Origin of the sequence: Serratia plymuthica NBRC 102599 (assembly GCF_001590925.1) — a bacterium.
Classification (GTDB): domain Bacteria; phylum Pseudomonadota; class Gammaproteobacteria; order Enterobacterales; family Enterobacteriaceae; genus Serratia; species Serratia plymuthica.
The window spans coordinates 43,125-68,831 of record NZ_BCTU01000030.1 but is presented as its reverse complement, the minus strand read 5'-3'; the positions used below and the strand labels follow the sequence as shown (position 1 = coordinate 68,831).

The 25,707-nt window shown below is 57.7% G+C and carries 24 protein-coding genes and 1 pseudogene; 13 read left to right on the top strand and 12 right to left on the bottom strand.

Features of this window, described 5'->3' with window-relative positions; all coding sequences use genetic code 11:
- Positions 1-54 precede the first annotated feature (54 nt).
- Together glpQ and glpT are read right to left on the bottom strand one after the other, a co-directional pair.
- Complete coding sequence (glpQ, locus tag SPL01S_RS20170) at positions 55-1,134, bottom strand: glycerophosphodiester phosphodiesterase (RefSeq protein ID WP_062869220.1); 1,080 nt, start codon at positions 1,132-1,134, stop codon at positions 55-57.
- Between the two features lie 242 nt (positions 1,135-1,376).
- A pseudogene (gene glpT / locus SPL01S_RS20165) lies at positions 1,377-2,743 on the bottom strand (glycerol-3-phosphate transporter).
- A gap of 362 nt (positions 2,744-3,105) precedes the next feature.
- On the opposite strand from glpT, the gene glpA reads away from it, so the two are divergent.
- Genes glpA through glpC form a run of 3 tightly spaced genes read left to right on the top strand, consistent with a single transcriptional unit; the run spans position 3,106 to position 7,188 of the window.
- The gene (gene glpA, locus SPL01S_RS20160; protein WP_063202458.1) at positions 3,106-4,749 is read left to right on the top strand and encodes an anaerobic glycerol-3-phosphate dehydrogenase subunit A; all 1,644 of its coding nucleotides are present in this window, start codon (positions 3,106-3,108) and stop codon (positions 4,747-4,749) included.
- Complete coding sequence (gene glpB / locus SPL01S_RS20155) at positions 4,739-5,992, top strand: glycerol-3-phosphate dehydrogenase subunit GlpB (RefSeq protein ID WP_063202456.1); 1,254 nt, start codon at positions 4,739-4,741, stop codon at positions 5,990-5,992. Before glpA ends, glpB begins: the two co-directional genes overlap by 11 nt.
- Positions 5,989-7,188, top strand: coding sequence for an anaerobic glycerol-3-phosphate dehydrogenase subunit GlpC (gene glpC / locus SPL01S_RS20150; protein ID WP_063202454.1), 1,200 nt, complete (start codon positions 5,989-5,991; stop codon positions 7,186-7,188). Before glpB ends, glpC begins: the two co-directional genes overlap by 4 nt.
- A gap of 48 nt (positions 7,189-7,236) precedes the next feature.
- Here the strand turns inward: glpC and SPL01S_RS20145 are convergent, their stop codons facing one another.
- From SPL01S_RS20145 to SPL01S_RS20135, 3 genes are all read right to left on the bottom strand, one after another.
- Positions 7,237-7,800: a DcrB family lipoprotein gene (locus tag SPL01S_RS20145; RefSeq protein ID WP_004950949.1), complete on the bottom strand. Its 564-nt coding sequence runs from the start codon at positions 7,798-7,800 to the stop codon at positions 7,237-7,239.
- Between the two features lie 80 nt (positions 7,801-7,880).
- Complete coding sequence (locus SPL01S_RS20140) at positions 7,881-8,315, bottom strand: GNAT family N-acetyltransferase (protein WP_063202452.1); 435 nt, start codon at positions 8,313-8,315, stop codon at positions 7,881-7,883.
- 42 nt (positions 8,316-8,357) lie between these two features.
- Complete coding sequence (locus tag SPL01S_RS20135) at positions 8,358-9,023, bottom strand: 7-cyano-7-deazaguanine/7-aminomethyl-7-deazaguanine transporter (RefSeq protein WP_006323048.1); 666 nt, start codon at positions 9,021-9,023, stop codon at positions 8,358-8,360.
- A 220-nt stretch (positions 9,024-9,243) separates the two neighbouring features.
- Here SPL01S_RS20135 and tusA point away from each other — a divergent pair, with 220 nt between their 5' ends.
- The 3 genes from tusA to SPL01S_RS20120 are packed head-to-tail and all read left to right on the top strand — an operon-like array spanning position 9,244 to position 10,023.
- A complete protein-coding gene (gene tusA, locus SPL01S_RS20130; protein ID WP_004950955.1) occupies positions 9,244-9,489 on the top strand; it encodes a sulfurtransferase TusA in 246 nt (81 codons plus the stop codon).
- Positions 9,490-9,549: 60 nt separating this feature from the next.
- Positions 9,550-9,747: a type II toxin-antitoxin system RelB family antitoxin gene (gene relB / locus SPL01S_RS20125; RefSeq protein ID WP_062869225.1), complete on the top strand. Its 198-nt coding sequence runs from the start codon at positions 9,550-9,552 to the stop codon at positions 9,745-9,747.
- Positions 9,748-10,023, top strand: a complete 276-nt coding sequence (locus tag SPL01S_RS20120; RefSeq protein WP_063202450.1) for a type II toxin-antitoxin system RelE/ParE family toxin — start codon at positions 9,748-9,750, stop codon at positions 10,021-10,023.
- A gap of 60 nt (positions 10,024-10,083) precedes the next feature.
- On the opposite strand, the gene SPL01S_RS20115 is transcribed toward SPL01S_RS20120, so the two are convergent.
- The gene (locus SPL01S_RS20115; RefSeq protein ID WP_063202476.1) at positions 10,084-12,399 is read right to left on the bottom strand and encodes a zinc/cadmium/mercury/lead-transporting ATPase; all 2,316 of its coding nucleotides are present in this window, start codon (positions 12,397-12,399) and stop codon (positions 10,084-10,086) included.
- Positions 12,400-13,081: 682 nt separating this feature from the next.
- On the opposite strand from SPL01S_RS20115, the gene SPL01S_RS20110 reads away from it, so the two are divergent.
- Together SPL01S_RS20110 and SPL01S_RS20105 are read left to right on the top strand one after the other, a co-directional pair.
- Positions 13,082-14,545: a serralysin family metalloprotease gene (locus SPL01S_RS20110; RefSeq protein ID WP_062869227.1), complete on the top strand. Its 1,464-nt coding sequence runs from the start codon at positions 13,082-13,084 to the stop codon at positions 14,543-14,545.
- A 55-nt stretch (positions 14,546-14,600) separates the two neighbouring features.
- The gene (locus SPL01S_RS20105) at positions 14,601-14,978 is read left to right on the top strand and encodes an AprI/Inh family metalloprotease inhibitor (protein WP_063202448.1); all 378 of its coding nucleotides are present in this window, start codon (positions 14,601-14,603) and stop codon (positions 14,976-14,978) included.
- A gap of 37 nt (positions 14,979-15,015) precedes the next feature.
- On the opposite strand, the gene SPL01S_RS20100 is transcribed toward SPL01S_RS20105, so the two are convergent.
- Positions 15,016-15,642: a lysoplasmalogenase gene (locus SPL01S_RS20100; RefSeq protein WP_006323060.1), complete on the bottom strand. Its 627-nt coding sequence runs from the start codon at positions 15,640-15,642 to the stop codon at positions 15,016-15,018.
- Positions 15,643-15,803: 161 nt separating this feature from the next.
- Between SPL01S_RS20100 and SPL01S_RS20095 the strand changes: the two genes are divergently transcribed.
- Positions 15,804-16,157, top strand: coding sequence for a DUF2500 domain-containing protein (locus SPL01S_RS20095; protein ID WP_063202446.1), 354 nt, complete (start codon positions 15,804-15,806; stop codon positions 16,155-16,157).
- A gap of 1 nt (position 16,158) precedes the next feature.
- Here the strand turns inward: SPL01S_RS20095 and SPL01S_RS20090 are convergent, their stop codons facing one another.
- The gene (locus SPL01S_RS20090; RefSeq protein WP_006323063.1) at positions 16,159-16,431 is read right to left on the bottom strand and encodes a DUF1145 family protein; all 273 of its coding nucleotides are present in this window, start codon (positions 16,429-16,431) and stop codon (positions 16,159-16,161) included.
- Entirely contained in the window at positions 16,421-17,041 is a 621-nt protein-coding gene (gene rsmD / locus SPL01S_RS20085; RefSeq protein WP_062791193.1) for a 16S rRNA (guanine(966)-N(2))-methyltransferase, read from the bottom strand. Before rsmD ends, SPL01S_RS20090 begins: the two co-directional genes overlap by 11 nt.
- A 221-nt stretch (positions 17,042-17,262) precedes the next feature.
- On the opposite strand from rsmD, the gene ftsY reads away from it, so the two are divergent.
- The 4 genes from ftsY (at position 17,263) to rpoH (ending at position 21,609) form a co-directional block, all read left to right on the top strand.
- Complete coding sequence (gene ftsY, locus SPL01S_RS20080; RefSeq protein WP_063202444.1) at positions 17,263-18,816, top strand: signal recognition particle-docking protein FtsY; 1,554 nt, start codon at positions 17,263-17,265, stop codon at positions 18,814-18,816.
- Positions 18,817-18,821: 5 nt separating this feature from the next.
- Positions 18,822-19,493 carry a cell division ATP-binding protein FtsE gene (gene ftsE, locus SPL01S_RS20075; protein ID WP_004950974.1) on the top strand — a complete coding sequence of 224 codons (672 nt, stop codon included), beginning with the start codon at positions 18,822-18,824 and terminating at the stop codon, positions 19,491-19,493.
- Entirely contained in the window at positions 19,483-20,436 is a 954-nt protein-coding gene (gene ftsX, locus SPL01S_RS20070) for a permease-like cell division protein FtsX (protein WP_006323072.1), read from the top strand. Before ftsE ends, ftsX begins: the two co-directional genes overlap by 11 nt.
- A gap of 315 nt (positions 20,437-20,751) precedes the next feature.
- Complete coding sequence (gene rpoH, locus SPL01S_RS20065; protein ID WP_004950979.1) at positions 20,752-21,609, top strand: RNA polymerase sigma factor RpoH; 858 nt, start codon at positions 20,752-20,754, stop codon at positions 21,607-21,609.
- Positions 21,610-21,674: 65 nt separating this feature from the next.
- Here the strand turns inward: rpoH and SPL01S_RS20060 are convergent, their stop codons facing one another.
- From SPL01S_RS20060 to panM, 3 genes are read right to left on the bottom strand one after another with little or no spacing between them, the layout of a single operon-like run.
- On the bottom strand, positions 21,675-23,756 hold the full coding sequence (locus SPL01S_RS20060) for a hypothetical protein (RefSeq protein WP_063202442.1): 2,082 nt from the start codon (positions 23,754-23,756) through the stop codon (positions 21,675-21,677).
- Complete coding sequence (locus SPL01S_RS20055; RefSeq protein WP_063202440.1) at positions 23,743-24,960, bottom strand: DUF3142 domain-containing protein; 1,218 nt, start codon at positions 24,958-24,960, stop codon at positions 23,743-23,745. The genes SPL01S_RS20060 and SPL01S_RS20055 overlap by 14 nt, the downstream gene beginning before the upstream one ends.
- Positions 24,957-25,349 carry an aspartate 1-decarboxylase autocleavage activator PanM gene (panM, locus tag SPL01S_RS20050; RefSeq protein ID WP_006323076.1) on the bottom strand — a complete coding sequence of 131 codons (393 nt, stop codon included), beginning with the start codon at positions 25,347-25,349 and terminating at the stop codon, positions 24,957-24,959. Before panM ends, SPL01S_RS20055 begins: the two co-directional genes overlap by 4 nt.
- Between the last annotated feature and the right edge of the window lie 358 nt (positions 25,350-25,707).

The window sequence follows — 25,707 nt, the reverse complement described above, 5'->3', positions numbered from 1 at the left end:
CACGCTCTCCCTAATAACGGGCTTTGCCAGTAGTTTGAGGGCGCCTTGTCCAGGTTACTTGTGCTGACCCTGCTTTTGCAGGAACTGCACGCCCTTGTCGGGGAAGTCGGTGAACACGCCGTCAACGCCAGCCTGGTTGTAAATCACGTCATACAGTTGATTCACGTCGGTCACGTAGTTTGGCAGCGCATCGGCGCGGATGGTGAACGGATGCACCGCCAGCTTGTTTGCATGGGCTTCTTTCACCATATCGGTCAGCACCACGTGGCCCGGCTTGGATTTCTCTGCTTCCACCAGCATGTGGTAGTCCGGCCCGATACCGTCGGCGTACTGGGCAATCTGCTTCATCGCGCCCGGCTTGAACATCCAGTCATAGTCGTATTCCACCCATTTGCCGTCGGCTTTCTGCTCATAGGTTTCCTGCCACTTGTTGTAGGCGATCAGTTGGATCAGTTTCAGATCCATGCCCATCTTCGGTTCCAGCTCGGTTTTAATCCGTTTCAGTTCGTTGGCGTCGAAGCATTGCAGATAAACGTTGTCACCCTTGCCGGTATAACCATACTGCTTCAACACCGCCAGCACTTTGCTGGAGATATCCTTGCCTTCCTGCTTGTGGAACCACGGCGCCTTGATTTCCGGGTAAATACCGATGTTTTTGCCGGTCGAATGGTTCAGCCCCTGCACAAACTCGATCTCTTCCTGGAAGGTATGGACGCGGAAGTCCGATTTGCCCATCGGGAAGCGGCCAGGGTAGCCCTGCACCTTTTTACCGTTTTCGATCTCAAAGCCTTCCGTGAACTTCAGCGATTTGATTTCCGCCAGGGTAAAGTCGATGGCGTAATAACGGCCGTCTTTACGTGCCCGGCTCGGGAAGCGTTCGGCCACGTCGGTAACGCGATCGAGGTAATGGTCATGCAGTACCACCAGCTCGTTGTCCTTGGTCATCACCAGATCCTGCTCGAGGAAGTCCGCACCCTGCGCGTAGGCCATCGCCTTCGCCGGCAGCGTGTGTTCCGGCAGATAGCCGCTGGCGCCACGGTGGGCAATTACCACCTTGTCCGCCGCCTGGACGGCGCTAACCATTGAGGTGGCCAGGATGATCCCTGTCAGCAGGGCTTTGACGTGAGTCCGCATTCTGTAATTCTCCATATTGTAGGTGCAGGGTAATAAAGTAGTAAAAAGGCCGCAGCGCGGCCTTGGAGGTTGATGACAAAGTTGTCTTTAAACCTGAGATACCCGGGCCTAGCGCACCGAGGGGCGCTCCGACGGCCAAGGCCGTTACGACCCCTTCGGCACGCTCTCCCTAATAACGGGCTTTGTCAGCAGTCTTAAAGGCCGCAGCGCGACCTTTAAATAATGCGAAATTTGTATGACGCTTAGCCGCGTTTGTTGGCTGCGATTTCTGCGTGGTGCTTTTTCTCGCTCAGCATGGTCAGCAACAGCAGCACTACCGCGCCGATACTGCCGCCAATCATCACCATAAAGCCGCCGTCCCAACCGAAGTAGTCCACGGTGTAACCGACGATGGCGCTGGCCGCAACGGAGCCGCCCAGGTAACCGAACAGACCGGTGAAGCCTGCTGCGGTGCCGGCCGCTTTCTTCGGTGCCAGTTCCAGCGCGTGCAGGCCGATCAGCATCACTGGGCCGTAAATCAGGAAGCCGATGGTGATCATGCAGGCCATGTCGATGCCAGGATTGCCGACCGGGTTGAGCCAGTAGACGACGGTAGCGATGGTCACCAGCGTCATAAAGAACACGCCGGTGGCGCCGCGATTGCCTTTGAACACTTTGTCCGACATCCAGCCGCACAGCAGGGTGCCCGGAATACCGGCGTATTCGTACAGGAAGTAGGCCCAGGAAGACTTATCCAGCGCGAAATGCTTCACTTCTTTCAGGTAGGTCGGTGACCAGTCCAGAATGCCGTAACGCAGCAGGTAAACGAACACGTTGGCCACGGCGATGTACCACAGCAATTTGTTCGGCAGAATGTACTGCATGAAGATCTGCTTGGCGGTCAGCTCTTCTTCCGCTTTCTCGCTGTAGTCGTCCGGATAATCGTTTTTGTATTCTTCGATCGGCGGCAGGCCGCAGGATTGCGGCGTATCGCGCATCAGCGCAAAGGCGATCAGGGCCACCAGAATGGCGCCGAAGGCCGGCATATACAGCGCCGCGTGCCAGTCGTTGAACCAGGCCATCCCCAGCAGGAACAACAGCGGCGGCAGGCCGCCACCCACGTTATGGGCGCAGTTCCAGACCGAAACGATACCGCCGCGTTCTTTCTGCGACCACCAGTGCACCATGGTGCGGCCACAAGGCGGCCACAAGGCGGCCAGCCCATGCCCTGGAACCAACCGCACAAGAACAGCAGCACGAACATGACCGCGATGCTCGATGTCGCCCACGGCACGAAGCCCATGAACAGCATCACCGCGGCGGCCAGTATCAGGCCGGCGGGCAGGAATTCGCGTGGGTTGGAACGGTCGGAAACCGAGCCCATGATGAACTTGGAGAAACCGTAGGCGATGGAAATACCCGACAGCGCGAAACCGAGGTCGCCGCGGCTGAAGCCCTGATCGATCAGGTAAGGCATCGCCAGAGTGAAGTTCTTGCGCACCAGATAGTAGGCGGCGTAACCGAAGAAAATCCCCATAAAAATTTGCCAGCGCAATTTACGGTAGAGCGGGTCGACTTTGTCGACCGGCACACGGGAAATGTGTGCTGCCGGCTTAAAAATACTCAACATGAGCGCCTCCGATGGCTTTTAGTTATCACATCAATATGATCGTCTACGTTCATTTGATGATTGAGCGGATAGAGAATGTGGTGTTTTTTTGTTCCATAACGAGCATCATCCTAGTCAAAACAGCCTGGTGTCGCTGTGATGAATGGCGCAAATGTTACACTTTTATGAAACTACGGCGGATTTTGAGCGATTCGTTAACGTTATGAAATAGAAAAACGGCTAAAAATCGTGATTTCGATCACATTCATGGTTTTTTATGGACATTTTGTTTTCGTTTCGAGTTCGTTATTGTTCCTTATCAAACAAAGACCCCAGTAACTGTGGCCCAATAGGGTAATCACCACGGATCCTGAGGAAGCGTAATGAGCAGCCATTCACCGGACAGTGAAACGGATGTGATAATCATTGGTGGCGGTGCGACCGGAGCGGGTATTGCCCGTGACTGCGCGCGGCGTGGCCTGCGTTGCATACTGCTGGAGCGCCATGATATCGCCACCGGCGCCACCGGCCGTAACCACGGTTTGTTGCACAGCGGAGCGCGTTATGCGGTGACCGACGGCGAGTCGGCGCGTGAGTGTATAGAAGAGAACCGCATCCTCAAGCACATCGCGCATCATTGCATCGAGCGTACCGATGGGTTGTTCATTACCCTGCCGCAGGATTCGCTGGCCTACCAACAACAGTTTATCGCTGCCTGCCACAGTGCCGGCATCAACGCCGAAGCCATTGATCCGCAATTGGCGTTGCGCCTGGAGCCCGCGGCTAACCCGGCGCTGATCGGCGCCGTGCGGGTGCCGGATGGCACCGTCGACCCGTTCCGTCTGACCGCCGCCAATATGCTCGATGCCCGCGAGCACGGCGCGCAAATCCTGACCTATCACCAGGTGGTCGGTTTGTTGCGCGTGGGCGATCGCGTGACCGGCGTGCGCGTTTTCGACCATCAAGCTGCGCGCCGCTACGATATCCACGCCGAGGTGGTGGTCAACGCTGCCGGCATCTGGGGCCAGCAGATTGCGGAATACGCCGATCTGCGCATCCGCATGTTCCCGGCCAAGGGCGCATTGCTGATCCTCGGCCACCGCATCAACAACATGGTCATCAACCGTTGCCGCAAACCGGCAGACGCCGACATTCTGGTGCCGGGCGACACTATCTCGCTGATTGGCACCACCTCCACCCATATCGACTACGACCAGATCGACAACATGGTGGTGACGCCGCAGGAAGTGGACATTCTGATCCGCGAAGGTGCGCTGCTGGCGCCGGAACTGGCGCAAACCCGCATTTTGCGTGCCTATGCCGGGGTGCGGCCGCTGGTGGCCAGTGACGACGATCCCAGCGGCCGTAACGTCAGCCGCGGCATCGTGCTGCTCGATCACGCCAGCCGCGATGGGCTGGAGGGATTTATCACCATCACCGGCGGCAAGCTAATGACCTATCGCCTGATGGCGCAGTGGGCGACCGATAAAGTGTGTGAAAAGCTTGGGCTGGATAGCCCATGCACTACCGCGGTGGAACCGCTGCCCGGCTCCCGGCAAACGGCGGAGGAAACGGTGCGTAGCGTGGTGGCGTTGCCGGCCAGTATTCGTGGTTCGGCAGTGTATCGCCATGGCGATCGCGCCAGCCTGGTGCCGGCCGGTAATCGGCTGGACAACAGCCTGGTCTGCGAATGCGAGGCGGTTACCGCCGGCGAGGTGCGCTATGCGGTGAATTCTCTCACCGTCAATAATCTGGTGGATCTCCGCCGCCGCACCCGTGTTGGCATGGGCACCTGCCAGGGTGAACTGTGCGCCTGTCGTGCCGCCGGGCTGCTGACGCGCTTTAACGTCGTCACCCCGCAGCAGTCGATCGATCAGTTGTCGCATTTCCTCAACGAACGCTGGAAGGGCGTACGCCCGATCGCCTGGGGTGATGCGCTGCGCGAGAGCGAGTTCACCAGTTGGGTTTATCAGGGATTGTGCGGATTGGATGCTCGGGAGAAACAGGAGGCGGATGATGCGATTTGACGTGGTGGTGATTGGTGGCGGCCTGGCGGGTATGGTTTGCGCCATCGGGTTAGCGGAACAGGGCAAGCGCTGTGCCGTGGTCAGCTCAGGCCAGAGCGCGCTTTATTTCTCCTCCGGCTCGCTTGATTTGTTGGCGCAACTGCCCGACGGCACGCCGGTCGACGCGCCGCTGGCTGCATTGCCAGAACTGGTGCGACAGGCGCCGCGGCACCCTTATTCCTTGATTGGCGCAGAGCGGGTGGCACCGTTATCTGATCAGGCGGCCCAGCTGTTGCAGCGCTGTGGCCTGAACCTGCAAGGCAGCAATGAAAGGAATCATCTGCGCATTACGCCGCTCGGCACGCGGCGGGCCACCTGGCTCAGCCCACAGGCCATTGGTGAATTGCCGTGGGAAAGCGTTGCGGTGATTGGCATCGAGGGCTTTTTGGATTTTCAGCCGCAGCTGGCCGCCGATTCACTCATGCAGGCACTGGGAGTACGCACCGAGGTCAATTGGTTGCATTTACCTGCACTGGACCGGTTGCGCAACAATCCCAGCGAGTTCCGGGCGGTGAATATCGCCAGAGTGCTGGATTTGCCGGAAAATCGGATGCCGATGGCGGACGAGCTGCGCCGGCTGGCCGGCGATGCCGAGGCGATTTTCCTGCCGGCCTGTCTGGGGCTGGAGGAGGATGCCCCGCTGCTGGCGTTACAGGCGGCGGTGGGCAAGCCGGTACGTCTGTTGCCGACGTTACCGCCTTCGGTGTTGGGCATGCGCTTGCACCAGGCATTGCGCCGGCGCTTGCAACAGTTGGGTGGTGTTTTTATGCCGGGGGACAGCGTGCTGCGGGCGGATATCGACGCCGGGCGTGTTACCGGCCTTTATACCCGCAACCACGGCGATATTCCGTTGCAGGCGCAGCAGGTGGTGCTGGCCAGCGGCAGCTTTTTTAGCAATGGGTTGGCGGCGGATTTCGACGGCGTGCGCGAGCCGGTGTTTGGGCTGGACGTAGACAGCCAGGCGGATCGCGCCGACTGGAGCCGCAGCGATCTGTTTGCTCCGCAACCCTATTTGCAGTTCGGCGTGCGCACCGATGGCCGGCTGCGTGCGTTAAGACACGGGGAGGCGTTGACCAACCTGTATGCCATCGGTGCGGTAACCGGCGGGTACGATCCGCTACGGCAGGGCTGCGGCGCCGGCGTTTCGCTGATCGGGGCGCTGCACGTCGCGCAACAGATTGCCGCAGAGGAGGAGCGACCATGAGCTTGCAGAAAGACAACAGCTTTGAAAACTGCATCAAATGCACCGTCTGCACCACCTATTGTCCGGTCGCCAAAGTCAATCCGCTCTATCCGGGGCCAAAACAGGCGGGGCCGGATGGTGAACGCCTGCGGTTGAAGGATCCGGCGCTGTACGATGAAGCGCTGAAGTATTGCACCAACTGCAAGCGCTGTGAGGTCGCCTGCCCGTCCGACGTCAAAATCGGCGATATCATTCAGCGCGCCCGCGCCGATTACGCCCAGAACAAACCGACGCTGCGCGACGCTATCCTCAGCCATACCGACATCATGGGGTCGCTGTCGACACCCTTCGCGCCCATAGTCAATGCCGCCACCGGTCTGAAACCGGTGCGTGCGCTGCTGGACAAAGCGCTGAAAATTGACCACCGCCGCGAGTTGCCAAAATACTCGTTCGGCACCTTCCGCCGCTGGTATCGCCGTCAGGCGCAGGCCCAGCAGCGCTATGCCGAACAGGTGGCGTTTTTTCACGGCTGCTTCGTCAATTACAACCATCCGCAGTTGGGCAAGGATCTGATCAAGGTCTTTAACGCGATGGATATCGGCGTGCAACTGCTGAAGCGCGAGAAATGTTGCGGCGTGCCTTTGATCGCCAACGGCTTTATCGCCCAGGCTAAAAAGCAGGCCGAAGTGAATGCCGAATCGCTGCATGAGGCGGTGCTGGAGCGCGGAATTCCTGTGGTGGCGACCTCGTCGAGCTGTACCTTTACCTTACGTGATGAATATCCGCATCTGTTGGAGGTGGACACCTCGGCGGTGCGCGAGCGGGTAGAACTGGCGACGCGCTATTTGTATCGACTGATCAATCAGGGCCGCACTCTGCCGCTGAAGCGCACGCCGTTGCGGGTGGCCTATCATACGCCGTGCCATATGGAGAAAATGGGCTGGACCGCCTATACGCTGGAGCTGTTGCGGCAAATTCCGGGGGTGGAGCTGCTGGTGCTGGATTCGCAGTGTTGTGGCATTGCCGGCACTTACGGGTTTAAATCGGAGAACTATGCGACTTCGCAGGGGATTGGCGCTTCGCTGTTTCGCCAGATAGAGGAAAGCGGTGCGGATCTGGTGGTGACCGACTGCGAAACCTGCAAGTGGCAAATCGAGATGTCGACCAGTAAAAGCTGCGAACATCCGATCACCCTGCTGGCGCAGGCGTTGGCATAATCGGTGATGGGGTGGCGAAACGGGGCCGGCATGCCGACCCCCCTAAGGTTACTGCTTCAGTTTCAAGGTGCTGATGATGCCTTCGGCTTCACTTTGCGCCTGCTGCTGGTTATCTGCCGGCAGCGTGACCTGAATGGTCAGCATATTGTTATCCAGTGTGCCGATCAGGATCGAAGAGTAGGCTTTCTCGCCGCCGCTGGTGATGATGCTGTCCAGTTGACGCAGAGGGACGCCGTTAACGTCGATGGCTTTGTTGGTAATCACCTGCAGATTGGCGTCACGCGAGCGCTGGGTGTCTTCCAGACGCTTGGCCAGGGTTTCCAGGTTGTCGGCGGTCTTGTCGCCGAGGATCACGATCAGCGCGCGCTGGCCGGTGCTGTCGGCGTAAACGTGCATGTTGTTCGCCTGGTTGCCCAGCTTACCGCTTTGGTCCGCCATGCCGACCGGCAGAGTGAACGCCAGTTTTCCGTCCAGTAAACTCACCTGTTGCCCGGCCGGTGCGCTGGCCGCAGCACCGCCCGCCGGCGCCTTGGTGTCTTTGGTGTCGCCGTCACAGGCCGCCAGGCCAAGCACTAACAGGCTGATACCCATCAATTTTGCTACTTTACGCATTGGGCTTCCTTCTTCCTTTCAGGTAGGTTTTTACTGCCGTATCGCAACCTATTCCACGTTGAAATGCAAGGCAGATGTTGTCACAAGGTTTTTTCAAGTAATAGCCGATAATCAGCCACTTCGCCTTTCTTTTCCAGCTGAACAATCTGATAGTGATGGCCGATGAGCATCGTCAACATCGCGCGGAATTGATTGCGTGTTTTCACCGTCAACCACCGATACCCCTGTGCTCTCGCCCAGCGCTCCTGCTCGGCCAACAGTGCCCGCGCCACGCCGTGGCGGCGAAACGCCGGCAGCACGCCGCCCAGCCAGCTGTAAAATACTTTTTCTTGCGTCTGATAACCCAGTTTGAAACCGGCGGGTTGGCCGTCAACCTCGGCGATCAGCAGGTGGCAGGCGGACGGCCCGACGCGTTGCTGTAAATCGGCCAGGCTATGCAGGCCACCGAATTCGGGGATTTGCCGGTACAGGGCGTGGATTTCGTTGAAGGTAGCGTGGCGGGTGATTACTGTCATTGGCGGCCTCCGTAGGGTGCAGGCCGCCAATGATAACACGGCTCAGTTCGCTTGCAGGCTGCCGTCATTGCGGCGGACAGCAATGCGCTTAAGCAGCATATTCAGGAGTACGCCGTACATCGGCAGGAAGAACAGCAGGCAGATCAGAACCTTGAAGCTGTAATCCACCAGTGCGATCTCCACCCAGTTATTGGCCATAAAGGCATCGCTGCTCTTATAAAACGCAATAAAGAAGAACGACAGGGTATCGCTGATATTGCCGAGGAACATGGCCGCAGCAGGAGCAACCCACCAGGCGCTGCGTTGGCGCAGCCGGTTGAAAACGTGTACGTCGAGGATCTGACCGAGCACGTAAGCCATAAAGCTGGCGATGGCGATACGTGCCACAAACAGGTTAAAGCTGCCCAACGCGGCAAAGCCCTGCCATTCGCCCTGATAGGTCACGGTAGAAATCACGTACGAGATGAACAGCGCCGGGACCATTACCGAAAGAATGATACGCCGTGCCAGCGGGGCACCGAAAATACGCACCGTCAGATCGGTTGCCAGGAAGATGAACGGAAAGGTAAAGGCCCCCCAGGTGGTATGGAAGCCGAAAACGGTAATCGGCAACTGCACCAGGTAGTTACTGGAGGTGATGATGACAATATGGAACAGCGATAGCCAGACCAACGCGGTGAGGCGCTGCTGAGCGGTAAACGAATACATGTTGTAGCCTTTTTAGTCGTGGGGTGAGGGAACCCAGGGTTTCTTGTCGCAACAGCAAAATGCGCTGCGCGGCGGCATGATACGTGTTTGCGCAACCAATGCAATGGCTAAATTTAACGCAAACGTTAACGTATCTTGCGCAGAAAAACTACCGGCGTAAACTAGGCGCCAATGAGATGCGGCGGGCGTTCGCCGATCGCTTTTGATCGAGAAAAATTGCATGACTGACTTATTTGCCCAGGCAGACCAGACGCTTGATGCGCTGGGGCTGCGCTGTCCGGAACCGGTGATGATGGTGCGCAAGACCGTACGCCATATGGATGACGGTCAAACCCTGCTGATTATTGCCGATGATCCGGCCACCACCCGCGACATTCCGGGCTTCTGCCGCTTTATGGAGCACACGCTGGTGGCGCAGGAAACCGACAAGGCGCCGTACCGCTACCTGTTACGCAAGGGCGTATAGTTTTTGACCGTTTTGTGCGGTAAGCTGCTTGAAATGGGCTACAGGAAAAAGGGGTAAGCAATGGTTATCTTACGCTCGCCTGTTGTCTCAGAATATGAGACACAAGAGCAGACGGAAATCTACGATCGCTGGTTTCGGGAAAAGGTTCGGGAAGCCATGGATGATCCCCTGCCTGGCATTTCCCATGACGAGGTAATGGCCGAGATGGATGCTCTTATCGCTGTAGCGGAAGCAAGGAAGAAAACCAAGCAGGTATAAATGCTCGTCATCGAATGGAGTCGATCTGCTCGCCAGGACTTGGCGGATATACTGCTTTTCATTGCCAATGACAATCCTCGGGCAGCCAGAAAAATGAAGGTGTTAATTTCAGAAGCAATTCTTCCTGCCGCTGAACATCCTCATATTTTTCGCCGTGGCAGAGTTGATGGCACGCACGAAATCATTGTTCATCCCAATTATCTTCTGATCTACCAAGTGGTTGCCGATCGCATCCGGGTGATGCGAGTCCTGCATGCACGCCGACGCTATCCCTGAAGGCACTGTCGCTGATGTAAAGTAGCGCCGGATCCCAGGGATGGGCTCCGGCGCAGAGCATCACTGACGTTTCTTCAGCAAGCGCAGTGCGTTGGCGGTGACCAGCGCGGTAGCGCCCGAGTCCGCCAGCACCGCCAGCCACAACCCGGTCATCCCCAGCAGTGTGGTGATCAGGAATATCCCTTTCAACCCCAGCGCAATGGTGATGTTCTGCCGGATATTGGCATGGGTAGCGCGCGAGATGCGGATCATTTCTGCCACACCGAGCAACCGGTTATGGGTCAGCGCCGCGTCGGCGGTTTCCAGCGCCACGTCGGTGCCGCTGCCCATGGCGATACCGATGCTTGAGGCTTTCATCGCCGGCGCATCGTTGATACCGTCGCCGATCATCGCCGTCGGGCGCAGTTCACTCAGTTCGATGACCGCTTTCACTTTATCTTCCGGCAGCAGCCCGGCTCGGTAATCGATCCCCAGTTCCGCGGCAATCGCCGCCGCCGCACGCGGGTTATCGCCGGTCAACATCACCCCGTGGATCCCCAGCGCGTTCAATTCGGCAATGGCCTGTTTAGCGTCGCTGCGCAACGTATCACGCAGTGCCAGCAGGCCGATCGCTACGCCGTTTTCCAACACCACCACCGCCGTTTTGCCGGCGTTTTCCAGTTTTTCTACCTGGCTTTGCAACAAGGCGTCGAGCTGGCCTGCCGCCAGTTTACCCGGCGCGCTGATCAACAGAGTTTTGCCGTCAACCACGCCTTCCACCCCAACTCCCGCCAGAGCGCGACGCGCCTGAGCCGGCGGCAGAGGCGCACCATACTGCTCGGCCCGTTTGATAATCGCCTGCGCCAGCGGATGATGGGAGCCGGTTTCTACCGCGGCGGCCAGGGTCAGCAACTGCTGTTCGCTGATGCCGTTGATCGGCAGTACATCCGTGACCCTGGGCTTGCCTTCCGTCAGCGTGCCGGTTTTATCGAAGGCGATGGTTTGCACCTGGCCCAGCTGTTCCAGCGCCGCGCCGCCTTTAATCAGGGCGCCGCGCCGAGTGGCCGCCGCCAGCCCGGAGGTAATTGCCGCCGGAGTGGATATGACCAGCGCACAAGGACAACCGATCAGCAGCAGGGTCAGGCCGCGGTAAATCCAGATATCCCAGGGCTGTGACAGCAGCAGCGGCGGCACCAGGATCACCGCAACGGCCAGCAGCATAATCGCTGGCGTGTAGTAACTGCTGAACCGGTCAAGGAAACGTTCGATAGGCGCTCGGCGTTCTTCGGCCTCTTCGATCAACTGCAGAATGCGGTCGATGGCGTTTTTGCCCGGCTCGGAAATCACCTTCATCTGTGCGGCCTGATCGACCGACAGGCTGCCCGCCGCGACTTTCTGGCCCTGCTGACGTTCGACCGGCACCGATTCGCCGGTCAGGGCGCTTTCGTCGAAACTGGCGAACGGGTTGAGCAGTTCGGCATCGGCCGGAAGGCGGCCGCCGGGGGCAATTTCAATCACGTCGCCGGGGCGCAGGCTGGCGACCGGCACGCGTTTACGCGCCGAACCTTGCAGCAGCAGCGCATCTTCCGGCACCAGCTCCATCAGTGCCGTCACGCCACGGCGGGCGCGGTTGGCGGCGTAGGATTCCAGCAGCTCACCAACCATAAACAGCAGCAGCACCATGGCCGCCTCGGCGGTGGCACCGATAAAGAGCGCGCCTATTGCCGCCACGCTCATCAGCGTTTCAATGGCAAACGGCGTACCGGAGCGGATCAGTCGCAGCGCCTTGGCCGCGACCGGCGCCAGACCGACCAGCGTGGTGGCGATAAACGCAATGCGGCCCAGTTCGGGATTGACCATATCGAGCACCCAACTGACCACCATCAGCGTGGTAAGCAACAGCAGCGGGCCGAATTCCTTCAGGCGCGATGCCTGGGGCGACTCGGCTTTGGTTGCCTGGGTGCCGAGCAGGGTAAAGCCGGCCTGTTGCACCGCGTCCTGGATGCGCAGGCTGACATCGGATTGGGCGTCGACCACCAGTTTTTCAGTGGCGAACAGCACGCGTGCGTTTTCTACGCCGGGAATGCCCGTAACGGCGTTCTCTATTTTTTTTGCGCAGCTTGGGCAGTCCATGCCGGTGACTTTCCAACTGTAACGCTGGCTGCCGGAAGGAGGGGCTGTAGCCAGACTGTGGCTTTCCTCATCCGGATCCTCATGATCGTCCGTGCTGCAACAGCTGGCGCCATGATCGTGCGAATGAGCATGGCCGGTTTCAACGGTGCCGATTTTTTGTTCGCTGCTGCAACCGTGCTGGGTTTTACCGTGGCTGTGATTGCAGCCGCAGGTACCTTCTGCAGGGTTATGTTCCTGATGATTATGATTTTTATGGGTATGCATAACGTCCCCCTCCGGGCAGTTAATGATGTTCATTGCGCTGACTCTACACCCTGGAGTCAACTCCAGAGTCAAGCGCCGGATGAGAATTATTGTTAACTGTAAGGCTGAGGGGAAATCGGCCGTTTCTTTCTGCCAATCATGCCGATTTCACTTTATCGGCGTTGCCGGTGAGTGTTAATCGGCGGGGTGACGCAGGGGCCATTAGGCAAAAAAAGAAAATGTTATTCCCGCAGGGACTAAAAATGCCTGCCAGCTAATAATAAAGAGTTATTAATCTATAACGGTGTAGTTAAATTTAATTATTTTTATAAAAACAGCCAGCATGATTCTCTTGTGTCTGCAGGCCGCATTCTTATTGAAGTTTGTGACTGAATTATGCGTACTTGATTGCCTTTGATTTGTAAATATGATCAAAAAATAGCATAAATATCTTTCGTTATAAAAATATATAGTTGATTATTTTGTGTTCAATTTTAAGTGCCTGCCTATAATTGGAATCGATTACCATTTCTGTTGGTAATATTATTTACTGATATATATGCATTAATTCTATCTAACACACTGCCGGTAACGGCGCATAAACCCCTTCCAGCAAGCCGGTGATTCGTCTGCCGTGGCTTTCTGGCAGGTTATGTCTATCTGCCTGATTGATAACAATCAGCTAATGAGTGGAATCGAACCAATGCAATCAACTAAAAAGGCAATTGAAGTTACTGAATCCAGCCTCGCCGCTACCGGCTCCGGCTATAATGCTGTAGAAGATCTGTTGCATTACCACGAGCGTGGCAACGGGATTCAGGTTAATGGCAAGGATTCATTTTCTACCGAACAAGCTGGGCTGTTTATTACCCGTGAGAATCAAACCTGGAACGGTTATAAGGTTTTTGGTCAACCGGCTAAATTAACTTTCTCTTTCCCGGATTATAAATTCTCTTCTACCAATGTCGCCGGCGATACCGGGCTGAGTAAGTTCAGCGCCGAACAGCAACAGCAAGCTAAACTGTCGCTGCAATCCTGGTCTGATGTGGCCAATATTACCTTTACCGAAGTCGCCCCCAGCCAGAAGGCCAATATCACCTTCGGCAATTACAGCCAGGATCGTCCCGGCCATTACGACTACGACACTCAGGCTTACGCTTTCCTGCCTAACACGATTTATCAGGGGCAGAACCTGGGCGGCCAAACCTGGTACAACGTCAATCAGTCCAATGTTAAACATCCGGCAAGCGAAGATTACGGTCGCCAGACGTTCACTCATGAGATTGGCCATGCGTTGGGGCTGAGCCATCCGGGCGATTATAACGCCGGGGAAGGCAACCCAACCTACAACGACGCCAGCTATGCCGAAGACACTCGCGAGTTCAGCCTGATGAGCTATTGGAGTGAAACCAATACCGGCGGTGACAACGGCGGCCACTATGCCGCGGCACCGTTGCTGGATGACATTTCCGCCATTCAGCATCTGTATGGCGCCAACCTGTCCACCCGCACCGGCGATACCGTGTATGGCTTCAACTCCAATACCGGCCGCGATTTCCTCAGCACCTCCGGCAACGCGCAGAAAGTGATCTTTGCGGCCTGGGACGCGGGCGGCAATGATACCTTCGATTTCTCCGGCTACACGGCCAACCAGCGCATCAATCTGAACGAGAAATCCTTCTCGGACGTAGGTGGGCTGAAAGGTAACGTGTCGATCGCTGCCGGCGTCACCATTGAGAACGCCATTGGCGGTTCAGGCAACGACGTTATCGTCGGTAATGCGGCCAACAACGTATTGAAAGGCGGCGCGGGCAGCGACATTCTGTTCGGCGGCGCAGGTGCCGATGAACTGTGGGGCGGCGTCGGCAAAGATACCTTTGTCTTCGCCGCCGTCAGCGATTCCAAGCCTGGCGCTGCTGACTGGATCCGCGACTTCCAGAAAGGTACCGATAAAATCGACCTGTCGTTCTTTAATCAAGGGGCGCAGGGCGGCGATGCGATCCACTTCGTCGATCATTTCAGCGGTGCGGCGGGTGAAGCATTGTTAACCTACGATAGCTCGAGCAACGTCAGCGATTTGGCGCTGAACATTGGCGGGCATCAGACGCCGGACTTCCTGGTGAAAATTGTCGGGCAGGCGGACGTCGCCACCGACTTTATCGTGTAACAGTGAACATCATAACGCCCGGCGCAGTCTGGCCGGGCGTTATGCAGGAGTTAACATGAAAGGCAGTTTAGCGCGCGCCGCCGTGGTGGCGGGGGGCATGATGGTGACGGGAGCCGTTATGGCCGGCAGTTTGGTTCTTCCCTCCGCGAAGTCGCTGGCGGGGCAATGGCTGATCGCCGATGCCCAACGACAGTGCCAGATTGAATTTTTGGCTAGCGAACAAAGCGAAATCAACGGTTATCAGTTGGTGGACAGTCAGCACTGTCTGAAAAAGGTGTTTACGGCGGAGGTGGTCGGCTGGCGCCCGGCGCCGGATGGCATCGCTCTGCTGCAGGCCGATGGCAGTACGCTGGCGTTCTTTTCGCGCGACGGCGAGAGTTACCGCAATCAACTTGGGGCGGATGACGGCCTGATTCTGAAAGCGCTGGTGTAATAAAACGGGTTCGGTCGCCCGAACCCGCTCTGGATATTTACAGGTACAACGAGCGTACGATCAGGAAATGGCCAGAGAAGTAGCAGAACGCCACCAGCGCATCCGCCGCCCGGAAACTAAAACGGTAGCGGTTAATCAGCCATACCACGTTGGCCAGCAGCAGCAATGAGGTGCCCGCCAACAGCGAGAAACTGAAATCGGTGCTGCGCATAAAGTAATGCTCACCCGCCAGCCACACCATCAGCAATGTCATCGCCACGTAGGTGGCAATTGGCCAGCGCATTTCTTCCAGCCGGGTCCAGATAGTCGCTAGCAGCAACGCGCCGATAATCAGCAGCGCCAGCGGCAGCGGCCAAAACAGGCTGAAGCTCATCTGGCTGGCGAAGCTCAGGGTGTAAAGCAGGTGCGAAAGGAAAAATGCGCCGATGGCGTACAGCACACGCTCACGCGGCAGCAGCAGCAGGGCGTCGGCGAGCAGCGTCGCCACCAGGCCGAGGACGATCAGATACCCTGCGGCGCCCAGCACCGGCGCTTGCCAGGCCAGTAATAGCAGTAGCAGCAGAGTAAGCGGTTTAAACACCCAACGCTGCCAGCGTGGCCCGCGATAGGAGGCGTCTACGAACAACCAACCGGAAAAGAATACGGCAAGGAACGGCCAACTCATTGTGTCTTCCTTATTCATTATGGGAACCGCAGAGTCCGGCTCCAAATTGTCACCAGTGTCACTTCCTATGTGCAGTGTAGGCAGCGCACCTGCAATCGACAATGCTTTCTTGAGAATGCTATGTTTACGCTGATTTAGCCGCGAAGGGAATGGGAAGAAAGATGAGTAAGCCGCCGCTGTTTTTTGTCGCCGTGATTGCGTTGATCGCCGTTCTGGCGACGCACCGTTACTTTAACCAGCGCCGGGCTGAGGCGGAAAATGACCGCGCGCCGGTGCGCAGCTTGCAGGTCAAGGTTAGCGACAAGCGCGAATATCCCGTGGCTACCACCCGTTCGCGCCAGCGCGAACAGAGGGCCAATGAGCCGATGCATTATGAGGTGGTGTTCAGCCCGTTGCGCGGCGGCGAGGACATTCGGCTACGGCTGAAACAGTGGCAGTATAACCCGATCGAAAAGGGCGTGCAGGGCACGTTGAGCATGCAGGGCACGCGCTTCGTCTCCTTTACCGCCCAATAACCTATTTCCTTTTGATCGGCGGCTGTTTTTTCTGCCATGCCAGCAGTTCGAAGACGCCAAAGACGAAGATCTTGGCTTCCTGCCAATAGCTTATCGGCTGATCTTTCGGCTGGGTGGACTTCAGCAACACCAGTTGCAGCCCGTGCATCACCACCATAAAGAACAGCGCCACGTCGATGAAATATTTCAGCGGCTTGGGAAAAGGGTGGAACAGATTGGAGAGCAGAAAGCCCCATACGCACAGCATCAGCAGGCGGCCCAGATTAATCAGCATTGTTGGTTTTCTCTTGCGAACGAACATAAAGCCGGTAAGCCACCTGACCGGCGACTTTTTCCCGGTGTAATTGCCAGTTGGCCGGCACGTCAGCCGCAGCGCTTTCCGCTTCGGCCTCTACGTAAATCCAGGCCTCATCGGCCAGCCAGCCCTGCTGTTCCAGCAGGGTGACGGTTTCTGCCAGCAGCCCTTTGCGGAACGGCGGATCGAGAAACACCACGTCAAACGGCTGGCCATTGCCTGCCAACCAGCTCAGCGTGTTGGTGTTGACCACCGTGCCTTTACCCTGCAGCAGTGCCAGGTTTTTCTCCAGTTGCTGCGCTACCGGGCGTTCAAACTCCAGCAGCGTGGCGCTGCCGGCATAGCGTGACAGCGCTTCCAGGCCCAATGCGCCGCTACCGGCAAAACAGTCCAGGCAGCGTGCGCCCTGAATGACCGGCGCCAGCCAGTTGAACAGGGTTTCGCGGACGCGATCGGTGGTCGGGCGAAGCCCTGGGCTGTTCGGCACCGGCAGTTTACGCCCGCGCCATTGGCCGCCGATAATGCGGATCTGCCCGGCTGCGGCCTGGGGCGGTTTTTTGGCCGACGCCCGTGGCGTTAGTCTTGTCATAGGTTTGCTTTGTTTCTTTCTCTGGCCGTGAGGCCGCACGAGTTAACGAAAAGTTGCACCTATTCTACCGGTGAGAGGCACCGGGGGGAACGGTAAAACTTTGTTGCCTGATTTCACAGTGGAAAGCATACCGGATGCGTGTTGCTGCGCGAGGGAAAGTGATAGACTCGGCGGATTATTGTCAGCATAAGCAAGCCTTAGGTACGGAGTAGAGTCATCACATGGCAAAAGATAAGAAACGTGGGTTTTTCTCCTGGCTGGGCTTCGGCCAGAAGGAAGAAGAGCAACAGCAACCTGAACCGTCGGTAGAGCAGACGGAAAATCAGGCCGTGGAGACACCGGCTGAACCGGTTGCCGCCCCGCTGGACGACAAGCTCCCCGCCCAGGAATCTGAACCTGCCGCCTCCGTCGATACCCCAGGGGAATGGGACGGCAGCCTGACCGGCGAGCATATCGCCGAAAGCGTACCTGTCGTCGCTGAGCATTCCACCCCGGCGCAAGCGTTGGCGGAAGAGGTTGTCACCCTCACCGAGCAGGTGGCGGCGCAGCAGCAGCAGGTTATTGAAGCGGTCGCCGAGCCGGTTGCGATCATGGTCCCTGAGCCAGCCGTTGAACCTGAACCCATCGCATCTGCGCCTGCTGTCGAGCCTGAGCCGATCGTTGAGCCTGAGCCGGAAGTGGTTGAAACTGCGAGTGAGCCAGAGCCAGAGCCAGAGCCTCTGCCGGCCAATGTTGTGCTGGAGCCGGTTATCATCGCCCCGGCCGCGGTTGAAATAATAGAAGAGCAAGAACCTGAATCGACGGAAGCGGACTTGCCGGCCCCGGCGGTAACTCAAGAGCAGGAACGCCCGACCAAAGAAGGCTTCTTCGCCCGCCTGAAGCGCAGTCTGGTGAAAACCAAGCAGAACCTGGGTTCCGGTTTTATCGGCCTGTTCCGTGGCAAGAAAATCGACGACGATCTGTTTGAAGAGCTGGAAGAACAGCTGCTGATTGCCGACGTCGGCGTGGAAACCACCAGTAAAATCATTACCTCCCTGACCCAGCACGCCAGCCGTAAGCAGTTGAAAGACGCCGAGGCGTTGTACGGCAAGCTGAAGGAGGAAATGTCTGAAATTCTGACTAAAGTTGAACAACCTCTGGATGTTGGCGGTAAAAATCCCTACGTCATTCTGATGGTTGGGGTGAACGGCGTGGGTAAAACCACCACCATCGGCAAGCTGGCTCGTCAGTTCCAGGCGGAAGGCAAATCGGTGATGCTGGCGGCGGGGGATACCTTCCGTGCGGCGGCGGTGGAGCAACTGCAGGTGTGGGGCGAGCGCAACCGTATTCCGGTGGTGGCGCAGCATACCGGTGCAGACTCCGCTTCGGTGATCTACGACGCGGTGCAGGCCGCCAAGGCGCGTGGCATTGACGTGCTGCTCGCAGATACCGCCGGCCGCTTGCAGAACAAGGCGCACCTGATGGAAGAGCTGAAGAAGATCGTCCGCGTCATGAAAAAACTGGACGACCAGGCCCCCCATGAGGTTATGCTGACTCTGGATGCCAGCACCGGACAGAATGCTGTCAGCCAGGCTAAATTATTTAATGAAGCCGTAGGCTTAACCGGTATCACGCTGACTAAACTGGACGGTACCGCCAAGGGTGGGGTGATCTTCGCCATTGCCGATCAGTTCGAAATCCCGATTCGCTATATTGGCGTTGGGGAAGGTATCGAAGATTTGCGGCCATTTAAGGCTGACGATTTTATTGAGGCACTTTTTGCCCGAGAGGATTAATACGGATGATTCGCTTTGAACAGGTCAGTAAAGCTTATCTGGGCGGACGGCAGGCGCTGCAGGGGGTAGATTTCCATCTGCGCCCGGCGGAGATGGCGTTTCTGACCGGCCATTCCGGCGCGGGGAAGAGTACCCTGCTGAAACTGATTTGTGGTATCGAACGACCAAGCGCCGGCCATATCTGGTTTGGTGGCCACGATATCAGCCGGTTGAAAAACAGTGAGGTGCCGTTCCTGCGTCGTCAGATCGGCATGATTTTCCAGGATCACCATCTGCTGCTGGATCGCACGGTTTACGACAACGTGGCAATGCCGCTGATCATCGCCGGTGCCAGCACGGAAGACATCCGCCGCCGCGTATCCGCCGCGCTGGACAAGGTCGGGCTGCTGGATAAAGCGAAAAACTTCCCGATTCAGCTGTCCGGCGGTGAGCAGCAGCGCGTGGGCATCGCCCGGGCGGTGGTGAACAAACCGGCGGTGCTGCTGGCGGACGAACCTACCGGTAACCTGGATGATGCGTTGTCGGAGGGCATTTTGCGCCTGTTCGAAGAATTTAACCGTGTTGGCGTTACCGTGCTGATGGCCACTCACGACACCGGGCTTATCGCCCGTCGCAATTACCGCATTCTGAGCCTGAGCCAGGGCCGTATGGCTGGAGGAGCGCATCATGGCGAATAATGCAAAAAACGCCAAGAGCAAGGCGCTGCGCGGCGGCTGGCGTGAACAATGGCGCTATGCCTGGATGAACGCCATCAAGGATATGCTGCGTCAACCGTTGGCGACGCTGCTGACGGTGATGGTGATCGCCATCTCCCTGACGCTGCCGAGCGTGTGTTACATCGTCTGGAAAAACGTCAGCACTGCGGCTACCCAGTGGTATCCGACGCCGCAGCTGACGGTGTATCTGGATAAATCTCTCGATGATGACGCCGCAGTGAAAGTGCTCGACGCCATCAAGGCGGAAGCCGGCGTAGAGAAGGTGAATTACCTGTCGCGCGAAGAGGCCCGGGGCGAATTCCGCAACTGGTCCGGCTTTGGCGGTGCGCTGGATATGCTGGAAGAGAACCCGTTGCCGGCCGTGGCCATCATCACGCCGAAGATGAGCTTCCAGAGCTCGGAAACCCTCAATACCCTGCGCGATCGCGTGGCGGCGGTTCAAGGGGTGGACGAAGTGCGGATGGATGACAGTTGGTTTGCCCGTCTGGCGGCGCTCACCGGGCTGGTTGGCCAGGTGGCGGCGATGATCGGCGTTCTGATGATTGTGGCGGTCTTCCTGGTGATCGGCAACAGCGTGCGTCTGAGCATCTTCAGCCGCCGTGACACCATCAATGTGATGAAGCTTATAGGCGCGACCGACGGCTTCATCCTGCGGCCGTTCCTGAACGGCGGGGCGATGCTCGGCTTTTTCGGCGCGCTGCTGTCGCTGCTGCTCTCCGGGGCGCTGGTGTGGAAACTGGAGTCGGTGGTGACCGGCGTGGCAAAAGTGTTCGGCACCACCTTTACCCTGCATGGGCTGGGGTGGGATGAGGCGCTGTTGCTGCTGATTATCTCCGCGATGATCGGCTGGATCGCCGCCTGGCTGGCGACGGTGCAACATTTACGCCGATTTACACCACAATAAAGTTTTTTTGGTATACTCTTCTTCTGCTGCTCCGAGCGTGTTGCGGGAGAAGAGTTACCGGCAGTAAAGCAAGCACCATCCAGTCTCTTCTTAGCGCACAAATTCCCTATCGGTCTCAACCTTCGTCACGTATTGTCATGTGCAATGCTGTCGAAAAACAGTGAACTTATAGGGCGGAACACGGTCAAAATTTGCAGCAAAATGTTAGGGTGCCCGGCGTGTGGACCGCTTTTGCAACAGCAACTGCCGTAAAATCAATCTTTCCCCGCCGTGAATCATCACCTGCATGACCTGTTTTCTCAAGAGAGGGTTTGAATGACCAAAGAAATGCAAACTTTAGCTTTAGTGCCCCAGGGCAGTTTGGAAGCCTATATCCGGGCCGCCAACACCTATCCGATGCTGACGGCAGAGGAAGAGCGGGAGCTGGCTGAACGGCTGCATTATCAGGGCGATCTGGAAGCCGCTAAGCAGCTGATCCTGTCTCACCTGCGCTTTGTCGCTCATATTGCCCGTAATTACTCTGGTTACGGCCTGCCGCAGGCAGACCTGATTCAGGAAGGTAATATCGGCCTGATGAAAGCTGTACGCCGCTTCAATCCGGAAGTGGGTGTGCGTCTGGTGTCCTTTGCGGTGCATTGGATCAAGGCAGAAATTCACGAATACGTGCTGCGCAACTGGCGTATCGTCAAGGTTGCCACCACCAAAGCACAGCGCAAGCTGTTCTTTAACCTGCGTAAAACCAAACAGCGTCTGGGCTGGTTCAATCAAGACGAGGTGGAGCTGGTGGCTCGCGAGTTGGGCGTGACCAGCAAAGACGTGCGTGAGATGGAGTCGCGTATGGCGGCGCAGGATATGACCTTCGATCCTACGCCGGACGACGATGCGCGCGACGGTCAGTCGATGGCGCCGGTTCTGTACCTGCAGGACAAAAGCTCGGACTTCGCCGAAGGCATCGAGGAAGATAACTGGGAAAGCAACGCCGCAGACAAACTGGCCTACGCGCTGGAAGGTCTGGACGAGCGCAGCCAGCATATCATTCGTGCCCGCTGGTTGGATGATGACAACAAATCCACCTTGCAGGAACTGGCCGATCAGTACGGCGTTTCCGCCGAGCGCGTACGCCAGTTGGAAAAGAACGCCATGAAGAAACTGAAAATGGCGATCGAAGCCTGATCCCGCGTCAGCGTTAAAAAACCCGTTCATTGCTGAACGGGTTTTTTTGTGCCTGAAATTAGGTGTTACTGGCCTGCCGCGGCAAAATCCGGTGCAGGGCAGTCGTAGCCAAACTTGCTGGCCCAGGAATAACGGGTGCCGGTGTTGATATAGCGCTGATACAGCGCCTGGCCGGTTTTCGCGTCGCGTTTAATAACCCAGCCGGCGGCATTGCACAGCACGGCAGCATACGCCTGGCTTTTGGGCGGCAACAAGTCGGCGGCCTGTTGGGCAAGGTCGACGGCCTGCCAGCGATAATGCAGGAAGCGATTGTCTTGTGCCGGTAGCGCCGCTTTGGCCCGCGCCGCCTCGGCGTTGCTGATCCAACTCTTGTGTTTCAGCTCGCGGGTATCAAAGGCATCCCCCAGGTACGAATAACCCGCGTCATAAATGGCGTAATCCGGCGTCATCTCATAGCCGGTGAACGTCAGCCCCTGCGTACGCAGCAGCGTCGCCGCCTGATAATAAGCTTTGGCCCGTACCAGTTTGTCGGCGGTTTTGTCCTGCGCGGTTTTCAGAGTATCGGCATACCCTTGCGCCACCTGGCGGTAGTTCGGAATATCAAAGTAACCCATCGCCTCCTGGGCCCGCCCGGCGCGCATCAGCCGCCGTGCCAGCAGTTCCCGCAATTGGATATCCGGCGTGATTTGCTGGCCGTTGTACTCATCGGGATTAACGGGTTTCAGCGGCGTTGCCGGCGCCGGCACATGTTTATCAACGAAGCCTTTCAGTTCGTCGATCGTCAGCACCCGTTCGGCCACGTCGGCGACATCTGCCCAATAAATCTCTTTGCCGCGATACAGAAAATCCATCGCCTGCAGGTAGTCGCCGCGATCCAAGGCAAGGATCGCCTGCTCCCCGGCTACCCGGCATTCGGGCACGATGGTTTCCGGCGTAAAGTCCGCATTGCGCTGCTCGCCCCAACTTTCACTGGAGGGGAAGGCTGCCGCCGCTTTGGCATAGGCGGCGGTAGCGGCTTTAACATCCCCGTCGCGCAGCGCCATCTTGGCGCGCAACCACCACGCCAGCCCGCTGTCACCGGCATGTTTTAACAGGCTGGCCGCCATGGGATATTGCCCGGCGCGATAAGCCAGTGCCGCTAGCCGATCGCTGCCGCTGAAACCGCTTTTCACCGAGGCGTTCAGCAGCGTCAGAATTTGGCTGACTATCTGTTTCGAACGGGTGCCGGTGGCATCGGTATCCGACATTTGCAAATTGCTGCCGCGCGCAAACAGTTCGACGGTCACCAGCTGTTGGATCACCGGATCGCTAATGGCCTGTTTCAGCGCTGCAAAGTGGTCAGGATTGACTAGATAGCTGGAGATGTACTGCAACGACAACCCACCGTTTTGATCGCCCTGCGCCGCCTGCTGGGCGTACAGTTGCGCTGCCGGGGCGATATTGCCCAGCCACAGTTGGATGCGCGCTTGCTGCCCGAGGCTGCTCAGCGCCAGTTGATCAGGATCGGCCGCGCCGGCTTTAACCCGGTCAATCACCTGCTGAAAAGCCGCCTGCGCCTGCTCTAACTGCGGTTTTGCAGGGCGTTTAACCGCCGTAGCCGGCGTATCGGACTCATTTTCCGGCGTGCCGTGGTCGTCCATCAGAACCCGTCCGAGCGAATACTGCGCCCGCAGTCCCCAGTCGCCCTGTTGTGCTGCGGGCAGGGCCAGGACCTGCTGGAAATACTCAGCGGCACGCGGATCAGAACCGGCAAAGGCCACGGCACCCAGTTGATAAAGGCGTGCGGCGTCTGACAACCCCTGAGAATTGACCGCATCGGCCTCCTCGACGGTCTTGGCGGCGCGCATTTTGCCGATAATGATCGTTTCCGGTGACAGCGGCATCGGTTTCGGCGGTGTCGCTGGTGGTGGCGCTTTCCACAACGGCAGTTGGTTATCTACCGCGACCAGGCGGCTGGCCTCAAAAGCAAAATTACCTTCCGGCATATACAGCAGGGTACCGTTGCGATCGGTCAGCAATCGGTTGGGAAAGTCCGGCCCGCAGGCGAAACTGTTAATGGGCATCGCCAGCGCTGAGCCGATCAGGGCGGCGAGTGGGAGATACCGGCCGTGGCGGTTGCGCACCGCGTGTGCATCAGGGTATGACAAGAGTGCCTCCTGGCGTCAATTGTTGGCAGCGCAACCAGCCCAGCGGCCGGGATTGCCCGGCGCGCAGCTGATCGCCGCTGATGAGGACAAAGCGCTGCCGCTGAGGCCCGCTTTCCAGCCGATAGTTGCCCGCCGCGTCCGCCGCCAGACAGTCCGTGGCGGCGACGGTGATTTCACGAGGCAGCGGGGCATCAACCGGCCCGTTATTATGAATTATCAGATCATACAGCCCATTTTGCTGTGGCTGAGGGCTAAATTTTACCTGCCAACTGACGCTGAGCGGCTGTTGCTCGATCACCGCCCGCAGCGTATTGAGCGACCAGGCGCGGCGATCGCCCGCCAGCGGCAGCCGGAACCAGATAATGCCGCGCAGATGCGGTGTGGCTTGAACCTTCAACTGTTGCAGAAAATCGGCCACCTGTTGCGGCGCTACCGTCAGTTCGCGGGGATTGCCCGCCACGCGCAGTGAGGCTTCGCTCTCGACCTGCGCGCCCTGCGCATCAACGCCCAGCAGGCCCATGCCGTAGGCCGGCAGCGCCACCCTGAAAGGTTTGGACGTGATGTTTGCGTACTGTTTTACCCAGCGCAGCGCCAGCGGGGCAGCGAACAGCCCCTGCTGCGGCGAGAGCACCGCGTGCACCTGCAACACCGAGCTGTCTGCCTGTTGCAACACGCCGGGCAGTGCCGGTGATCCGATCCAGGCCGGTAATGCGGTAATGCCGAGTTGTAAGGAGGAAGGCAGCTGTCGGCGCAGCTGTTGCAAGAAATGGTGATAGTCAGGCAGGCGAGCGGTGGCGGCGTCATGATCTATTTCGACGCCGATCACCTGCAACCCGGCGGCCTGCCATTGCTGAACCTGTTTTACCAGGCGTTGGCGAATAGCCGGTGCATCGAGTTGCGCCAGTTGCCCATCCAAACGGGCCACCAGCCATAGCGGGCGGCCATCCTGTTGCAACTGCGGCAGATTGACCGGGATTTCGCGCCAGCCTTCACGCGGATGCGCTTGCGCACCCAATACACGCAGGGTAGAGAACAGGTCACGGCTTTGCGCCAGCGCAGTGGCGTGTTGCGGCGTCCAGACCCGTTGCCAGATATAAACCTGGTTGTCCTGGGGCTGTGGTAGCCGCAGCGCCTGGTGACGGCCGCCGAACCAGGCCGTTAACGCCAGCGCCAACAGCAGCAACGCCATCAGCCCGCGTGTCATTTTTGCCAGAGATCGCCTTGTTGGGTGAAACCGCAGGCGCGCATAAAGTTATCCACTTCACCGCGTTCGCGCGGCGTCAGGCCGGCGGTAGAAAGCTGCCAGTGCGCGACTTGCGGCAGTTGGCGCTGCGCATCCTGTACCAGATACAGCCCGACGCCACGACGGCGCGTGACTTCACGCACCAGCAAATCCTGCAGTTGGGCGTTATCGCCATCCAGCGCAATTTTCACTGCACCCAGCAGCCGTTCGTTGAAGCGCGCGGCGAACAGGGCTTTATCGCCGTCCAGCCAGCTCTGCCATTGCTGCGGCTGTTGTTGCGGCCAGATTTTACCGAGGTCGATAAGGTCTTGCGGGGACAACGTGGTTAATCGCTCAATAGTCAGTTTCATGCAGAATTTCCGAACGGCTAATCGATGCCGACAGTGTAATAGATCTTGCACAGAGCGTTGTGTAAGTTTTTCTGTACGATTACTGCGCAAAATGTTTTTTGCAGGACGCATTTTCCGAGTAAATAGATTGTTAATGGATCAATAACCAGCATAACGCGCTGCGCCTGATGCAAAACAGCGCAGATTTAATCCGGATTTTATCCTGTTTACACCGCTTGTTTCTGATTGTTCAAGTTGATTTGCAGCAGAAAATTCCTGTTTAATGGTATGAAAAATAAAGTCTTATTAGAAAATATTGCCACGAAAACACCTAAATCATTATTACTTATGAATAAAAGCAGTAAATAAGGGTTCAGGT

Bases quoted from the DNA above. Each gene is read 5' to 3' on its own strand.
- glpQ (WP_062869220.1), bottom strand. From the start codon at position 1,134: ATGCGGACTCACGTCAAAGCCCTGCTGACAGGGATCATCCTGGCCACC.
- glpA (WP_063202458.1), top strand. From the start codon at position 3,106: ATGAGCAGCCATTCACCGGACAGTGAAACGGATGTGATAATCATTGGT.
- glpB (WP_063202456.1), top strand. From the start codon at position 4,739: ATGCGATTTGACGTGGTGGTGATTGGTGGCGGCCTGGCGGGTATGGTT.
- glpC (WP_063202454.1), top strand. From the start codon at position 5,989: ATGAGCTTGCAGAAAGACAACAGCTTTGAAAACTGCATCAAATGCACC.
- SPL01S_RS20145 (WP_004950949.1), bottom strand. From the start codon at position 7,800: ATGCGTAAAGTAGCAAAATTGATGGGTATCAGCCTGTTAGTGCTTGGC.
- SPL01S_RS20140 (WP_063202452.1), bottom strand. From the start codon at position 8,315: ATGACAGTAATCACCCGCCACGCTACCTTCAACGAAATCCACGCCCTG.
- SPL01S_RS20135 (WP_006323048.1), bottom strand. From the start codon at position 9,023: ATGTATTCGTTTACCGCTCAGCAGCGCCTCACCGCGTTGGTCTGGCTA.
- tusA (WP_004950955.1), top strand. From the start codon at position 9,244: ATGACTGACTTATTTGCCCAGGCAGACCAGACGCTTGATGCGCTGGGG.
- relB (WP_062869225.1), top strand. From the start codon at position 9,550: ATGGTTATCTTACGCTCGCCTGTTGTCTCAGAATATGAGACACAAGAG.
- SPL01S_RS20120 (WP_063202450.1), top strand. From the start codon at position 9,748: ATGCTCGTCATCGAATGGAGTCGATCTGCTCGCCAGGACTTGGCGGAT.
- SPL01S_RS20115 (WP_063202476.1), bottom strand. From the start codon at position 12,399: ATGCATACCCATAAAAATCATAATCATCAGGAACATAACCCTGCAGAA.
- SPL01S_RS20110 (WP_062869227.1), top strand. From the start codon at position 13,082: ATGCAATCAACTAAAAAGGCAATTGAAGTTACTGAATCCAGCCTCGCC.
- SPL01S_RS20105 (WP_063202448.1), top strand. From the start codon at position 14,601: ATGAAAGGCAGTTTAGCGCGCGCCGCCGTGGTGGCGGGGGGCATGATG.
- SPL01S_RS20100 (WP_006323060.1), bottom strand. From the start codon at position 15,642: ATGAGTTGGCCGTTCCTTGCCGTATTCTTTTCCGGTTGGTTGTTCGTA.
- SPL01S_RS20095 (WP_063202446.1), top strand. From the start codon at position 15,804: ATGAGTAAGCCGCCGCTGTTTTTTGTCGCCGTGATTGCGTTGATCGCC.
- SPL01S_RS20090 (WP_006323063.1), bottom strand. From the start codon at position 16,431: ATGCTGATTAATCTGGGCCGCCTGCTGATGCTGTGCGTATGGGGCTTT.
- rsmD (WP_062791193.1), bottom strand. From the start codon at position 17,041: ATGACAAGACTAACGCCACGGGCGTCGGCCAAAAAACCGCCCCAGGCC.
- ftsY (WP_063202444.1), top strand. From the start codon at position 17,263: ATGGCAAAAGATAAGAAACGTGGGTTTTTCTCCTGGCTGGGCTTCGGC.
- ftsE (WP_004950974.1), top strand. From the start codon at position 18,822: ATGATTCGCTTTGAACAGGTCAGTAAAGCTTATCTGGGCGGACGGCAG.
- ftsX (WP_006323072.1), top strand. From the start codon at position 19,483: ATGGCGAATAATGCAAAAAACGCCAAGAGCAAGGCGCTGCGCGGCGGC.
- rpoH (WP_004950979.1), top strand. From the start codon at position 20,752: ATGACCAAAGAAATGCAAACTTTAGCTTTAGTGCCCCAGGGCAGTTTG.
- SPL01S_RS20055 (WP_063202440.1), bottom strand. From the start codon at position 24,960: ATGACACGCGGGCTGATGGCGTTGCTGCTGTTGGCGCTGGCGTTAACG.
- panM (WP_006323076.1), bottom strand. From the start codon at position 25,349: ATGAAACTGACTATTGAGCGATTAACCACGTTGTCCCCGCAAGACCTT.